Here is a 13830-nt window from a genome sequence, read left to right as displayed (position 1 = left end):
AAGTGACCTGTCGTAGGGGTCACCACTGATAAACAAGGAAAAAAGATGCCTGTTATTACTCTCCCTGATGGAAGCAAACGCGAGTTTGCTAACCCTGTTTCTGTATTTGACGTTGCTGCCGATATCGGTGCTGGGCTCGCGAAAGCGGCTTTGGCTGGTAAGGTAAATGGTCAACCTGTTGATAGCTCATTTGTCATTAATGATGATTCAGACTTAGCTATTATTACCGCACGCGATGAAGAAGGTGTAGAAGTTATCCGCCATTCTTGCGCACATTTGATGGCGATGGCAGTGCAGGCCTTGTTTCCTGGCGCACAGGTGACAATTGGCCCGGTTATTGAAAACGGTTTTTATTACGACTTTGCATATGAGCGTCCATTTACCTCTGAAGATCTAGAAAAGATCGAAAAGAAAATGAGCGAGCTAACCAAGCAAAATCTGCCAATTAGCCGTTCTGTGATGAATCGTGATGAAAGTATCGCCATGTTTGAGAAAATGGGTGAGACTTATAAGGTGGAGCTGTTGAGTGCTATTCCAGCTGACCAAGATCTTTCTTTTTACTCGCAAGGCGACTTTATCGATCTATGCCGTGGCCCTCATGTCCCTTCAACAGGTCACATTAAAGCCTTTAAGTTGATGAAGGTTGCAGGTGCATACTGGCGTGGTGATTCAAGCAATGCGATGTTGCAGCGTATCTACGGCACGGCGTGGGGCGATAAAAAAGAACTTAAAGCTTATTTGCATCGTTTAGAAGAAGCAGAGAAGCGTGATCACCGTAAATTAGGTAAGCAGCTTAACTTGTTCCATTTGCAGGAAGAAGCACCGGGTATGGTGTTCTGGCATCCGCATGGTTGGACGCTATATCAGCAGATCGAACAGTACATGCGTGATAAGCAGATTAAGCACGGCTATCAAGAAATTAAAACACCGCAAGTCGTTGAACGTACCTTGTGGGAAAAGTCAGGTCATTGGGATAAGTTTTCTGATCAGATGTTTACAACACACTCTGAAAGCAAAGATTTTGCTATTAAGCCAATGAACTGCCCATGTCATATCCAAGTATTTAACCAAGGGTTGCGTTCTTACCGTGACCTTCCGTTGCGTTTGGCTGAGTTTGGTTCGTGTCACCGTAATGAGCCATCAGGTGCTTTGCATGGCATTATGCGTGTACGTGGATTCGTGCAGGATGATGCGCATATATTCTGTGCTGAAAATGCAATCCAGTCTGAAGTGGCCAACTTTATCGTATTTTTGCATGAGGTTTATGCTGATTTTGGTTTCACTGAGATTATCTACAAGCTTTCTACTCGTCCTGAACAGCGCGTGGGTTCTGATGAAGTATGGGATAAAGCTGAGAAAGCACTCGCTGATGCGCTGGATGCTGCTGAGCTTGACTGGCAAGAACTACCAGGCGAAGGCGCCTTTTATGGCCCTAAAATTGAGTTTTCTTTGAAAGATTGCCTCGGACGTGTCTGGCAGTGTGGTACAATTCAGGTCGATTTCTCAATGCCGGGGCGTTTGGAAGCTCAGTTTGTTAATGAAGCTAACGAACGTGAAACACCGGTAATGTTACATCGTGCAATTCTAGGTTCTTTTGAGCGATTTATTGGTATTCTGATTGAAAACTATGCAGGTGCATTACCGGCTTGGCTTTCTCCAGTGCAGGCTGTTGTGATGAATATCACGGACAAACAGGCTGATTATTGTCAGGATGTAGTAAAAACACTGCAAAATAATGGATTTAGAGCCATTTCGGACTTGAGAAACGAGAAGATCGGCTTTAAAATTCGTGAGCGAACTCTTCAGAAGGTTCCTTTCCTTTTGGTAGTTGGTGACAAAGAGGTCGAGACTGGCTGTGTTGCAGTAAGAACGCGCACAGGTGAAGATCTGGGCTCAATGAGTATCGAAGCATTCACCAACTTTCTGACAAAAGATGTGGATCAGAAGGGTTACGAATAATTTTTAGGAGATATAACAATTAAGCGCGATAATAAAAGAGGTGCGCGTCGTGATAATCGCACACCCATTAACGAACATATTAAAGCTCATGAACTACGCCTAATCGGTGCTGATGGTGAGCAAGTAGGTGTCGTATCAATTAATCAGGCTCTTGACATGGCGCAAGAGGCTGAACTTGACCTGGTACAGATTTCTGACTCGGATCCAATTGTTTGTAAATTGATGGATTTTGGTAAACACCAATACGAAGTTAAGAAACAGCAGGCTGAAGCTAAAAAGAAACAGCATCAGACTCAGGTTAAGGAAATGAAATTCCGTCCTGCGACGGAAGATGGAGATTATCAGGTAAAACTACGCAACCTGGTACGTTTCCTAGAAGCAGGGGATAAGGCTAAGGTAACTTTACGTTTCCGCGGCCGTGAGATGGCTCATCAGGAACTGGGCATGAACTTGCTATTACGGATCGAAAAAGATCTGGAAGAGCAAGGGGTTGTTGAACAGCGTCCTAAGATGGAAGGCCGTCAAATGATCATGGTGATCGCCCCGAAGAAAAAGAAGTAATTTGTAAAGCAGCTTAACCCGTATCTGCCTTTTAGGTAGGAACGGGTTTTGTCGTTTCTCAAATGAAAAAAACTAACGAATGCGTGGAGATTTGTAATGCCTAAGATTAAATCTTGCCGCGGTGCGGCAAAGCGTTTCAAAAAGACTGCAAATGGCTTCAAGCACAAGCAGGCCTTCAAAAGTCACATTCTGACCAAGAAAAGCACTAAGCGTAAGCGTCAGCTTCGCCCGATGCTACAGGTTCATGCTGCAGACCGCGCTTTGGTCCGTCGTATGTTGCCGTACATCTAAGTCGTTTTTTCACTAACAGAATTGAATATAGGAAGGTAAAGAATGGCTCGTGTAAAACGTGGTGTTCAGGCTCGTCGCCGTCACAAGAAAATATTAAAGCAGGCTAAAGGTTATTACGGAGCACGTAGCCGTGTATTCCGCGTAGCTAAACAGGCTGTTATTAAAGCTGGTCAATATGCATACCGTGACCGTCGTCAAAGAAAACGTCAGTTCCGCGCTCTGTGGATTGCACGTATCAATGCTGCGGCACGCTTGAATGGTTTGTCTTATAGCCGTTTGATCGCTGGAATGAAAAAAGCTAGCGTTGAGATCGACCGTAAAGTACTTGCTGATCTTGCTGTTCACGAACAGGCTGCATTTACTGCTGTTGTTGAGCAAGCGAAAGCAGCTCTAGCATAAGGCACCCGCCTCTTTCGAGGGGTAGCTATTCATTGAAATAGCCGCAATATTTTAAATAGGGGACGGGTGCAAACTCTTCCCCTATTTTTTCGGTTATTGTGCTGAGTTTTGGTCGCTGATTCGCTTCAGGATAATTCAGCAGAATAACTGTATTTTCGAGTATTACACTCTCATATTCCTCCCAATCAATTGGAGCCGGAAATGGAAAACATGACAAGCCTTCTGGAACAAGCTAGTGCCGCCGTTGCCGCAGCGAATAGTGTTCAGGAGCTAGATCAGGTACGTGTTGATTACCTGGGTAAAAAAGGTCCACTTACCGCATTGCGTAAAGGTTTGGGCAAGCTAACAGCTGAAGAGCGTCCAGTTGCAGGTGCCAAGATTAATGAATTGGTACAGCAGGTCACTGAGCAAATAAATGCGCGTAAAGAGCTTCTTGAAAGCGCTGCACTAGAGTTAAAGCTGGCATCTGAAACTATCGATGTCACTATGCCTGGCCGTGGTCAAAACTTAGGTGGGTTACACCCCGTTACTAAAACGTTGGAACGTATTGAGTCTTTCTTCGCAGGTATTGGTTACAGCGTCGCAGAAGGTCCAGAGATCGAAGATGATTATCATAACTTTGAAGCACTGAATATTCCTTCGCACCATCCGGCGCGTGCAATGCACGATACTTTCTATTTCAACGCTAATACCCTGTTGCGCACACACACTTCGGGCGTGCAGGTGCGTACCATGGAGACTCAACAGCCGCCTATTCGTATTATCTGTCCTGGGCGTGTTTACCGTTGTGATTACGATCAGACGCATTCGCCTATGTTCCATCAGGTGGAAGGTTTGTTGATTGATAAGAATATTAGCTTTGCTGACCTTAAAGGCACTCTAGAGCAGTTTTTGCGTGAGTTCTTTGAGGAAGACGTAAAAGTTCGCTTCCGTCCTTCTTACTTCCCGTTTACAGAGCCTTCGATTGAAGTCGATATTGATCGCGGTGATGGTAAATGGCTGGAAGTACTCGGATGTGGAATGGTGCATCCTAAAGTATTTGAAATGTCTGGTATCGATCCTGAAGAATATACCGGATTTGCATTCGGTATGGGTGTGGAGCGATTAGCAATGCTGCGATATGGCGTGAACGACTTACGTCTTTTCTTTGAAAATGACCTGCGTTTCTTGAATCAGTTTAACTGATTCAAGCGGGTTAATTTAATTATTGAGCAGTGAACTAAAGACTTTCGGGATAGTAGCATGAAATTCAGTGAAAAATGGTTACGTGAGCTGGTAAATCCAGCCATTCAAACGCAAGCGCTGGTAGATCAAATTACCATGGCGGGGCTTGAAGTCGATGAAGTGGCATCAGTTGCTCATGATTTCTCTAATGTCATAGTGGCTGAAATATTGACCGCTGAGCCACACCCTAATGCCGATAAGCTTCAAGTCTGTACAGTGAGTGATGGCACAGAAGTCCATCAGGTTGTATGTGGTGCACCGAATGCGCGTGCCGGTCTTAAAACTGCTTATGCTCAAGTGGGTGCATTATTGCCAACACCTGAGGGTGGTGAGTTTAAAATCAAAAAAGCGAAACTTCGCCAAGTTGAATCTTTTGGTATGTTGTGTGCCGAAGATGAACTAGGAATGTCTGAAGACCATGCTGGCATCATGGAGTTGGCTGCTGATGCGCCTACTGGTGTTTGTCTACGTGAATATTTGAATCTAGACGATAAAATTATTGATGTCGATTTGACACCTAACCGCGGTGATTGCCTAAGCATTAAAGGGCTAGCGCGTGAAGTAGGAGTGTTGAATAAAGCACCGGTTACCTTTGTTGACATACAGCCTGTAGCGCCGACGATCGATGATACCTTTTCTGTAACTTTGGAAGCGCCTGCTGCTTGTCCTCGTTATCTTGGGCGTGTGATTCGTAATGTGAACATGGCAGCAGCGTCACCGTTATGGATGGTTGAAAAACTACGCCGTTCGGGTATTCGTTCTATCGACCCTGTGGTTGATGTTACTAACTATGTTTTGCTTGAACTAGGCCAGCCACTTCATGCTTTTGACCTTAATAAGCTTCAGGGCAGCATTCAAGTCCGTATGCCTGAAGCAGGTGAAAAGCTGACATTGCTTGATGGTAACGAAGTTGAATTAAACGCGGATACCTTGGTTATCGCGGATAACAACGGCCCTGTTGCAATGGCTGGAATCTTTGGCGGTGAAAGTACGGGTGTTACATCAGAATCTAAGGATATTTTCTTAGAATGTGCTTTCTTTGACCAAATCGCTATTGCCGGTAAGGCGCGTGCTTATGGATTACATACGGATGCCTCGCATCGTTATGAGCGTGGCGTTGATTGGCAGCTTCAGCATGACGCGATTGAGCGTACGACGCAGCTATTGCTTGATATCGTAGGCGGCGACGCAGGGCCTATTTCTGAAGCGATTAGCGAAGAGCATTTGCCTAAGGCGCGTTCAGTTAAATTACGCCATAACAAAGTAAACGCTATGTTGGCATTCGAAATGCCTGCAGCTGAAATTGAAGAGATTCTTACGCGTTTAGGTATGCAGATTGAAACTACTGAAGATGCTAGCTGGCAAGTAGCTATTCCATCTTATCGTTTTGATATTAGTATCGAAGTCGATTTGATAGAAGAGCTAGCCAGAGTTTATGGGTACAATAATTTACCGGTAAAACTGCCAACGGCAGCCCTACCTTTTACATCTAATGATGAATCCAAAGTAGCGATTCATGATGTGCGCCGTACCTTGATCTCGTTTGGTTATCAGGAAGCAATTACGTATAGTTTCATTGAAACCGGTTTGCAAAAACTCTTTGATAATCAATACGAAGCCTTGGCATTAGCGAACCCTATCTCTGCTGAGATGGCCGTCATGCGAACTACGATCTGGCCTGGTTTGGTTAAAGCTTTGCAATATAACCAGAACCGTCAGCAGTCTCGTGTACGCTTGTTCGAAACGGGTCAAAGGTTTTTACCAATCAATGATGAGCTTGTACAGGAAAATGTATTGGCAGGTCTGTTGTCGGGCACGCGTGATCCTGAGTCTTGGACAGGTAAATCGCAGTCTGTAGATTTCTACGATATTAAACGTGACATCGAAGCAGTGCTTAACCTTGGCGGTGCAGGTGAGCACTTTACCTTCGTTGCGGATAAGCATGTTGCATTGCACCCAGGTCAGACTGCTCGTATTGAGCGCGGTGGTGAGGTTGTCGGTATTGTTGGGGCGTTGCACCCGTCATTGGCTAAGAAATTAGATGTAAGTGGACCGGTTTATCTATTTGAAATTAGCTTGGAAAGCCTGCTGCAGGGGCATATTGCACGTTTCTCTGAATTGTCTAAGTTCCCTGAGTCAAGACGTGATTTAGCACTGATTGTTGATGAAGCTGTCGCGTATGAAAGCATACGTAAAATAGCGGAAGATAATGCGGGTGAGTACCTAAAACAGATCACCTTGTTTGACGTATACCAGGGCCAAGGTATTGAAGCAGGACGAAAAAGTATTGCTTTGGGCTTGACCTGGCAGCATCCATCGCGCACTCTTAATGAAGAAGAAATTAGTACAGCTGTACAATCTGTGCTTGCAGCACTGGAGAGCGGTGCCGGAGCGACACTAAGAGATTAAATAGCAAAGGTAGAGTTCATGAGTTCTTTAACGAAGGCAGACATGGCAGAACGTTTGTGTGATGAGTTAGGTCTTAACAAGCGCGAAGCCAAGGATATGGTTGAATCCTTTTTTGATGAAATACGTGAAAGCCTCGCAACGAACGAGCAGGTTAAGTTATCAGGCTTTGGTAATTTTGACCTGCGCGATAAACGCCAGCGTCCCGGTCGTAACCCTAAAACGGGTGATGAAGTGCCTATTTCGGCACGTCGGGTTGTTACATTTCGTCCAGGACAAAAACTTAAGGACCGTGTAGACGCCTATGCAGACACCAGGTCCGAACCAGCCTGATCTGCCTGCAATACCCACTAAACGATACTTCACTATTGGTGAAGTATCAGTACTATGTGATGTAAAAGCGCATGTGCTGAGATATTGGGAGCAGGAGTTTGAGCAGATAAATCCAGTGAAGCGTAATAACCGGCGTTATTATCAGCAACAAGATGTGTTGTTGATTCGCCAGATTAAAAGCTTACTGCATGAGCAGGGATATACTATCAGTGGTGCCAAACAATGGTTTGGAAGCCAGCAAGGGAATGATGAAAATCTTCGCTACAAACAGCTGTTAAGGCAAACGATTAGTGGCCTCGAAGATATTTTAAAAACCCTGAAATCGAGTCGTTAAAAAACTTCACAGAATCATCACCTTAGGGTAATATATCGATCCTCTTCAAAGCACAGCTAGAAGGGGTTGCAGGTCTCATCCTGCTGAAAAGAGTTAGTATAGTTTTCGGAATGTAGCGCAGCCTGGTAGCGCACTTCGCTGGGGGTGAAGGGGTCGTAGGTTCGAATCCTATCATTCCGACCATTATACTAACGGTTTTTTTATCTCCACAGTATTGCCTCTGTAATTCCTAGCTTAATCATTTCAAGCATCTGATTTTACCAATACGTGATCTTGTTAAGATGTGCCGATATTGACGCAACTTATTCTCTTTTGTTTTTTACGTTTTAATAATGTATCTGCGCATTGCTCATCGCTGTTTAAGATCACAATACATTCTAGGCACTGTACACACTCGTTGTAGTCAATCTCGCCGTCTCGTTTGATAGCTTTGATCTCACAGCGGTTATGGCATGTTTGGCAGGGTGTCCCGCAGAAGGGAATGCGCTTTAGCCATTCAAAGCGTCGTAAAGCGCCTAGTATTGCCAGCCCTGCGCCAAGCGCGCAAAGATAGCGACAATAGAACTTGTGGATAAACATTCCACCAACCAGTAGTGCAAGCGCATAGAGTACAAATGGCCAGTGCCGGACAAACACTAAAGTAATACTTGTTTTGAAGGGTTCCACTTCAGCGAGCCTTTCAGCCAGACTTAGCTCATAGAAAGAAACGGCGACTAATCCAATCAGTATTGGGTATTTAAGGTAGATTAATTTTCTGTGCTTATTTTCTGATACTCGAATTTGTTTAATACCGAGCTTTTTCCCACACCACGATGCCATCTCCTGAAGTGCACCAAAAGGGCATAGCCAGCCACAAAATAAACCACGACCAATAATAAATAGGCTAATGAAAGTGACGACCCAAAGAATAAAAATGATGGGATCGAGTAAGAAGATGGTTATATCAAAGCCATCACCAATAGCATGAAGTAGTGTGAATATATTGACGACAGAAAGCTGCCCCTGAGCGTAGTAGCCAGTAAACAAAAGCGTAAACCAAAGGTAAGCCCAGCGAAACTGATGAAACCTTACCGCATTACGGCTGATTTTATCTTGTTTGATGGAGGCTACGAATATGATGATCAATGATGTTAATAAAATAACAATTTGTGGTATTCGATCTTGCCAGATTCTTATCCACAAAGGTGTTTGAATCTGCTGTTCAACTTCCACCGCTATCCATTGGGAATTGGGAAGCTGAGCAGTGTGGGTGAGCGATAAAGAATCAGTGATGAGGTGGTTGCGAGGGAGGTTAATATTCATCCCTAAAACGATCTCACCGCCTAAGTCAAAATTGGCTATATCTCTAATTTTAAAAATTGCACTTTGAGTAATGTGAGGTGCATTCGTACTGACTAGTGTTTTCTCTTCATCAGGTGCGTTGGTGTCTTTAATTTCGATATTGAGGCCGCCTTGATGAATTGACAATCGAGAAGGAACGCTTCCCGGCATAAAATCGTCAGCAAGGTGCCTATATAAGCCATTAGAGCCTATCCAGACAAGGTGGCCTCCCGGTGATAGCTCCTTCATGAGCTTCCCATACGTCACTTTACCCAATAAGTTGCTGCCAATGTCAGGTGCATTTAAATAGGCGTAATAGAGCTCAGTGAAAGTATCGGGGCTGCTATTCGAACTACTAGCAGAGTCATCACCTGAATCAAAGAGGTGGCCATAATCTGAGTATTGTCTTCCTAATGAGTTAAATACATCATCACTGGCAATATTCCATCGATGAACTAGCCCGTTAGCAATAAGTGTTGACCAGTCCATGCTTTCTACTGGGTCTGTGCTTTTTTTACGTAGAGCTGACTGGGATGGAAGAGAGAAGCCTGCAAGCTTGTCACGCGCTACCTGTAGTGCTGTCGCTAGAACGACATCGTTGACAATCATGACCGATATAGTGGCTTTTGTTACACCATCAAAGAAGGCTGCCCCAGCGGAATCAGAGGTTGCTTTGCTTTTTTTAGCGCTGGATATAATGACTTGTTTTTTTATTGAGTGTCCTGCGTACTGATCTGTAAATTGATCTAGAGCTTCATTTCCTAGACCGTGTAAGAACACCGGTTCATGGTGTTCCATTACTTTTACTCTGCTGAATACCCCATTAGCTTGTAGGCCTATTAATAATTTAATCGGTTGGCCAGAGAACCCAGGCAGGTTGTTGATTTCATGGGATAGCCAAACGTAACCGAGTAGCTGGTCGAGTTGATAAACTGGGTATACAGGAAGGCCTGTTTGCTTTTCGCCAACACGTGTTGCTTTAGGAAAGATAGTGCGAATGGGGAGTGAATGAGCAAGCGGTGATTTTTCTGGGTTTTTCGCTAAGCTACTTTTCTGCTCTTGTGAGGCTGCATACGTGTTAGCAGGGTACAGTGCGAATAATAGTGTAACTAATAGGGTTGTCAGTAACGCGACTAGCAGCATAGCTAAGAAGTTAGCAGGTGTGCTTGGCTGAGGTGCTGAATTTTTGTTGTGCTGTATTGGGCTGAAAAACCTCATTCGGTTGTGCTCGATGAGTCAGAATAATACAGATTAATTTGACGGGTTATCTGTTTGTGAACAATCCTTCTGTAGGTGTGTTTTTATAGGTCTAAAGTGGTGCTTTGTGTTGGTACACGTAATGCTTGCCATGCTGCAAACTGGCTGAGAAATACTTGGCCGGTAAGGTCATCTAAAAAGTGGCTGCGCTTTAGTTTATCCATGACCGGCCCCTTTACTTCTGAAAGGTGAAAAGTAACGCCACTATCTTTAAGGCGTGCATTAATCGCTTCTAAGCTTTCTAATGCAGATGCATCAATGAGGTTTACAGCAGGGCACATGAGTATGAGATGTTTAATAGCAGGGCTCTGTGAAATTAGCTCATAGACCCGGTCTTCTAAGTAGCGAGCATTAGCAAAATACAGGCTTTCATCTATGCGTAGAGTCAGAATGTGTTCGTCCGTATTTACTTCGTGGCGGTCAATATTCCTGAAATGCTCAGTCCCTGGGACTTTACCGACTAAAGCGCTATGAGGTTTGCTGGTACGGTGCAAATGCAAAAATATGGAGAGGCCTACGCCGGCAATAATACCTAGCTCAACACCTTGTACCAGTGTGACTAGTATTGTGACCAGCATGGCTGAGAAGTCACTACGTGAGTAGGTCCACGTGCGCTTTAACGCAGCAATATCTACCAGTGATAATACGGCAACGATAATGGTGGCTGCGAGTGTAGCCTTAGGTAAAAAAAAGATTAAAGGCGTGAGTAGTAGTGTTGCAATGGCAATACCAATGGCGGTAAATGCACCGGCAGCGGGTGTTTCTGCGCCCGCATCAAAATTTACAACAGAGCGAGAAAACCCTCCGGTAACAGGAAAGCCGCCAGAAAATGATGAGGCGAGATTAGAGGTCCCTAGGCCTATAAGTTCTTGGTCAGGAGAAATTCGTTGGCGACGTTTTGCGGCGAGCGTCTGTGCTACTGAAACAGATTCTACAAAGCCAACAACACTAATCAGTAAAGCCGATACAAAGAGCTGCTGCCAAAGATCAGGGTCAAATGAGGGAAGTGCCAGTGAGGGTAAGCCCTGGGGGATATCTCCAATGACTTTCACGCCTTGGCTTTGTAAGTTTCCTCCCCAGGTAACGAGCGTTGTAATGATTACAACAAAGACGGGCCCGGCTTTAGCGATAAGGTCTGAAAGTCGGGCGTTTAATCCACAACTGAGTAGTAAGTTCTTAAGATGCTTTCTTGCCCAAAATAGGAATGTGATGGCGCCGACACCAATCAATAATGTGGCTAGATTGGTCTGGGTTATATGGCTGCTCAGTGCTAATACTATATCGAGTAAATTATGCCCGCTCGCCTCAACACCTAGAATGTGTTTTAACTGGCTGGCAGCAATGATAAGCCCTGACGCGGTAATAAACCCTGAAATAACCGGGTGGCTCAAAAAATTTGCGAACAAGCCTAGTTTAAAAATACCCATTAGAATTAACATAGCCCCAGAAATAAAAGCCAAGGCTATCGCTGCTGTTAAATACTGCTCTGTTCCTTGAACAGCAATATTACCAATAGCGGCGGCTGTCATTAGAGAAACGACAGCAACGGGACCGACGGCTAGGGTGCGGCTGGTGCCAAAAATGGTATAAGCAATCAATGGTAAAATACTGGCATATAAGCCTACTTCTGCAGGCAGTCCTGCCAGCAAAGCGTAAGCAAGGGATTGTGGAATCAGCATAATCGTTACAATGACAGCAGCAATGGCATCACTACTGAACATTTGGCGATCGTAAATTTTCATCCACTCTAAAATCGGCAAATAACGTTTAAACATACTCTTGATCCTTAGCTGTTGCGCCAACTATATGGATGACTATTACAAAAGGTTAATAGGTACTTTCAGATAAGTGTGGCCATTCTCTTCTGCTGGCATGTGGCCTGCGCGCATGTTGACTTGAACGGACGGTATCATTAGCTGAGGTGTTCCTAAGCCTTTATCTCGTGCAGTGCGCATAGCGGTAAAATCGGCTTCGCTGGTGCCTGCATTTATATGAATGTTATTAAGACGTTGGTCGCTCACACTGCTTTGGTTGGCGTAGCTATTTCGCCCTGGGGCTTTGTAGTCGTGACACATGAACAAGCGAGTGGTATCAGGTAGGGCATATATTTTCTGAATTGATTGATATAAATGTGCCGCATCTCCGCCTGGAAAATCACAGCGTGCAGTGCCATAGTCCGGCATAAATAAGGTATCACCAACAAAAGCAGCATTGCCAAACAAATAGGTAATGCAAGCCGGTGTGTGGCCCGGTGTATGGATCACTTTGCCTTCTAGTGAGCCTATCGTGATTAAGTCTTGGTCATTAAAAACCTGGTCAAACTGACTAGCATCTCTTGCGAACTCTTTACCGGCGTTGAATATGTCACCAAAAGTACGTTGCACGAGAGGTGTATGCGCGCCAATGCCGGTACGCCCGCCTGTTTTTTTCTGTAGGTATGCGCTGGCAGATAGGTGGTCTGCGTGTACATGTGTCTCTAGTATCCAATCAACTGTCAGTGAGTTTTCTACTATGAACTTAAGAATGGCGTCTGCTGATCGAGTAAATGTGTGCCCACTTGAGTAATCAAAATTGAGAACTGAGTCGATAATTGCGCAGCGCGTAGAATCAGTAGCATGAACGACATAGCTGAAGGTAAATGTATCTTCATCAAAGAAAGGTGTGACAACTGGAGACATGATCAAAATCCCGAAATGTGATTTTTATTATAATAATATAATTATTTGGAATAAGCTTGTTTTTAGTGTTTTTCATGAAGATTTATGGGTTTTGTGTGTTGCTCTAAGGAGCTTAAGACTCCTGTTTCTTCGTAAATCTAAAGGCCGCATAAGTACGACCTCATTCAGATCAGATGTTTCTAAAAACTAATGTGTGTCTTTTGGTTGCCATCCCGGTGGTTTAATTAAGTAGTTTATAAAGGTTGCTGTGTTTTTTATTTCTCTTAGGTCTTTATACAGACGAGGAAATTCATAAAACTGAACGGTGATTGGGTTCTTACTCGTCATCTGCGTGGTCAGTTCGTAAGTTGGAAGCTCTTCTTCTTTCTGGAATGTCCCGAATAGGCGATCCCAAATAATTAGAATTCCAGCAAAGTTTTTATCGATGTATTTACTGTCTGAGCCATGATGAACTCGGTGATGAGATGGCGTATTTAGAAACCACTCCAATGGGCCAAGTTTGCCTATCATCTCATTGTGAATCCAAAATTGGTAAGTCTGAACTAAGACCTCTGCGGCAAAGATGAGAATAGGGTTAAAGCCCATCAGCAGCAAAGGTAGATGGAATATCACTGACACGACAGGGTCAAATAGGCTAAAACGAAAAGCGGTAGCCGTGTTGTAAACACCAGAGCTATGATGCACTGAGTGGGCTAGCCAGAATAGACGAATACGGTGAATTGCGTAATGTTCAATGTAATAGGTTAGGTCGGCAAGCAATAATACTAATAATGCACTGTAGCCGTTAACAGGGATCTTCCAAGGAATGAATTCATAGATAGTAAAGTAGAGATAGACTGCACTACCAAATATTAATATTTCGGAAAAGTAGTAAGGCACTTGGGTAAATGCGCTGGAAAGAGTCTCCATCATACGAGAGTGGCTAAAGCGACGAGTTACAGCGTCGTTTAATATTTCTAAGCATAGAAATAGGCCAGCAAAGACGAGCACCCAGTCATAAATGTTAAAGGACATAAATTCTAAATATTCTAACCAATTAGCTTCACTCATTGTTCAATGTCCTTACTT

12 protein-coding genes and 1 tRNA gene are annotated in these 13830 nt (G+C 44.2%); 9 read left to right on the top strand and 4 right to left on the bottom strand.

Going from position 1 to position 13830, the window contains the following annotated elements:
• Positions 1-45 precede the first annotated feature (45 nt).
• The 9 genes from thrS to G511_RS0121050 all read left to right on the top strand — a co-directional run bounded on the left by thrS (position 46) and on the right by G511_RS0121050 (position 7690).
• A complete protein-coding gene (gene thrS / locus G511_RS0121090; protein WP_028471403.1) occupies positions 46-1959 on the top strand; it encodes a threonine--tRNA ligase in 1914 nt (637 codons plus the stop codon).
• Between the two features lie 12 nt (positions 1960-1971).
• The gene (gene infC, locus G511_RS0121085; protein WP_084629185.1) at positions 1972-2520 is read left to right on the top strand and encodes a translation initiation factor IF-3; all 549 of its coding nucleotides are present in this window, start codon (positions 1972-1974) and stop codon (positions 2518-2520) included.
• 96 nt (positions 2521-2616) lie between these two features.
• Positions 2617-2811, top strand: a complete 195-nt coding sequence (rpmI, locus tag G511_RS0121080) for a 50S ribosomal protein L35 (RefSeq protein WP_028471401.1) — start codon at positions 2617-2619, stop codon at positions 2809-2811.
• Between the two features lie 42 nt (positions 2812-2853).
• Positions 2854-3210, top strand: coding sequence for a 50S ribosomal protein L20 (rplT, locus tag G511_RS0121075; RefSeq protein WP_028471400.1), 357 nt, complete (start codon positions 2854-2856; stop codon positions 3208-3210).
• A 201-nt stretch (positions 3211-3411) separates the two neighbouring features.
• Complete coding sequence (gene pheS, locus G511_RS0121070) at positions 3412-4395, top strand: phenylalanine--tRNA ligase subunit alpha (RefSeq protein WP_028471399.1); 984 nt, start codon at positions 3412-3414, stop codon at positions 4393-4395.
• 57 nt (positions 4396-4452) lie between these two features.
• Positions 4453-6843 (top strand): phenylalanine--tRNA ligase subunit beta, encoded by a 2391-nt coding sequence (gene pheT / locus G511_RS0121065; RefSeq protein ID WP_028471398.1) that lies wholly within the window; start codon positions 4453-4455, stop codon positions 6841-6843.
• A gap of 18 nt (positions 6844-6861) precedes the next feature.
• On the top strand, positions 6862-7173 hold the full coding sequence (ihfA, locus tag G511_RS0121060) for an integration host factor subunit alpha (protein WP_028471397.1): 312 nt from the start codon (positions 6862-6864) through the stop codon (positions 7171-7173).
• Positions 7145-7507, top strand: coding sequence for a MerR family transcriptional regulator (locus tag G511_RS0121055; RefSeq protein WP_028471396.1), 363 nt, complete (start codon positions 7145-7147; stop codon positions 7505-7507). The genes ihfA and G511_RS0121055 overlap by 29 nt, the downstream gene beginning before the upstream one ends.
• A 106-nt stretch (positions 7508-7613) precedes the next feature.
• Positions 7614-7690 (top strand) — tRNA-Pro (locus tag G511_RS0121050).
• A gap of 93 nt (positions 7691-7783) precedes the next feature.
• On the opposite strand, the gene G511_RS23660 is transcribed toward G511_RS0121050, so the two are convergent.
• From G511_RS23660 to G511_RS0121030, 4 genes are all read right to left on the bottom strand, one after another.
• The gene (locus G511_RS23660; RefSeq protein ID WP_051222320.1) at positions 7784-10045 is read right to left on the bottom strand and encodes a 4Fe-4S binding protein; all 2262 of its coding nucleotides are present in this window, start codon (positions 10043-10045) and stop codon (positions 7784-7786) included.
• An 83-nt stretch (positions 10046-10128) separates the two neighbouring features.
• Positions 10129-11859 carry a SulP family inorganic anion transporter gene (locus G511_RS23655; RefSeq protein ID WP_036552638.1) on the bottom strand — a complete coding sequence of 577 codons (1731 nt, stop codon included), beginning with the start codon at positions 11857-11859 and terminating at the stop codon, positions 10129-10131.
• Positions 11860-11901: 42 nt separating this feature from the next.
• Positions 11902-12765 carry an MBL fold metallo-hydrolase gene (locus G511_RS0121035; protein ID WP_156905278.1) on the bottom strand — a complete coding sequence of 288 codons (864 nt, stop codon included), beginning with the start codon at positions 12763-12765 and terminating at the stop codon, positions 11902-11904.
• A 183-nt stretch (positions 12766-12948) separates the two neighbouring features.
• The gene (locus G511_RS0121030) at positions 12949-13812 is read right to left on the bottom strand and encodes a sterol desaturase family protein (protein WP_028471394.1); all 864 of its coding nucleotides are present in this window, start codon (positions 13810-13812) and stop codon (positions 12949-12951) included.
• Positions 13813-13830: the final 18 nt, after the last annotated feature.

The sequence above is a fragment of the Neptunomonas japonica DSM 18939 genome (assembly GCF_000422765.1).
In the GTDB taxonomy this organism is placed as follows: Bacteria; Pseudomonadota; Gammaproteobacteria; order Pseudomonadales; family Balneatricaceae; genus Neptunomonas; species Neptunomonas japonica.
Note: the sequence above shows the minus strand (reverse complement) of the source record. Positions and strands in the feature narration are given on the sequence as shown.

Excerpts from the sequence above, each read along its gene's own strand:
- thrS (WP_028471403.1), top strand. The coding sequence starts at position 46 with ATGCCTGTTATTACTCTCCCTGATGGAAGCAAACGCGAGTTTGCTAAC.
- rpmI (WP_028471401.1), top strand. The coding sequence starts at position 2,617 with ATGCCTAAGATTAAATCTTGCCGCGGTGCGGCAAAGCGTTTCAAAAAG.
- rplT (WP_028471400.1), top strand. The coding sequence starts at position 2,854 with ATGGCTCGTGTAAAACGTGGTGTTCAGGCTCGTCGCCGTCACAAGAAA.
- pheS (WP_028471399.1), top strand. The coding sequence starts at position 3,412 with ATGGAAAACATGACAAGCCTTCTGGAACAAGCTAGTGCCGCCGTTGCC.
- pheT (WP_028471398.1), top strand. The coding sequence starts at position 4,453 with ATGAAATTCAGTGAAAAATGGTTACGTGAGCTGGTAAATCCAGCCATT.
- ihfA (WP_028471397.1), top strand. The coding sequence starts at position 6,862 with ATGAGTTCTTTAACGAAGGCAGACATGGCAGAACGTTTGTGTGATGAG.
- G511_RS0121055 (WP_028471396.1), top strand. The coding sequence starts at position 7,145 with ATGCAGACACCAGGTCCGAACCAGCCTGATCTGCCTGCAATACCCACT.
- G511_RS23660 (WP_051222320.1), bottom strand. The coding sequence starts at position 10,045 with ATGAGGTTTTTCAGCCCAATACAGCACAACAAAAATTCAGCACCTCAG.
- G511_RS23655 (WP_036552638.1), bottom strand. The coding sequence starts at position 11,859 with ATGTTTAAACGTTATTTGCCGATTTTAGAGTGGATGAAAATTTACGAT.
- G511_RS0121030 (WP_028471394.1), bottom strand. The coding sequence starts at position 13,812 with ATGAGTGAAGCTAATTGGTTAGAATATTTAGAATTTATGTCCTTTAAC.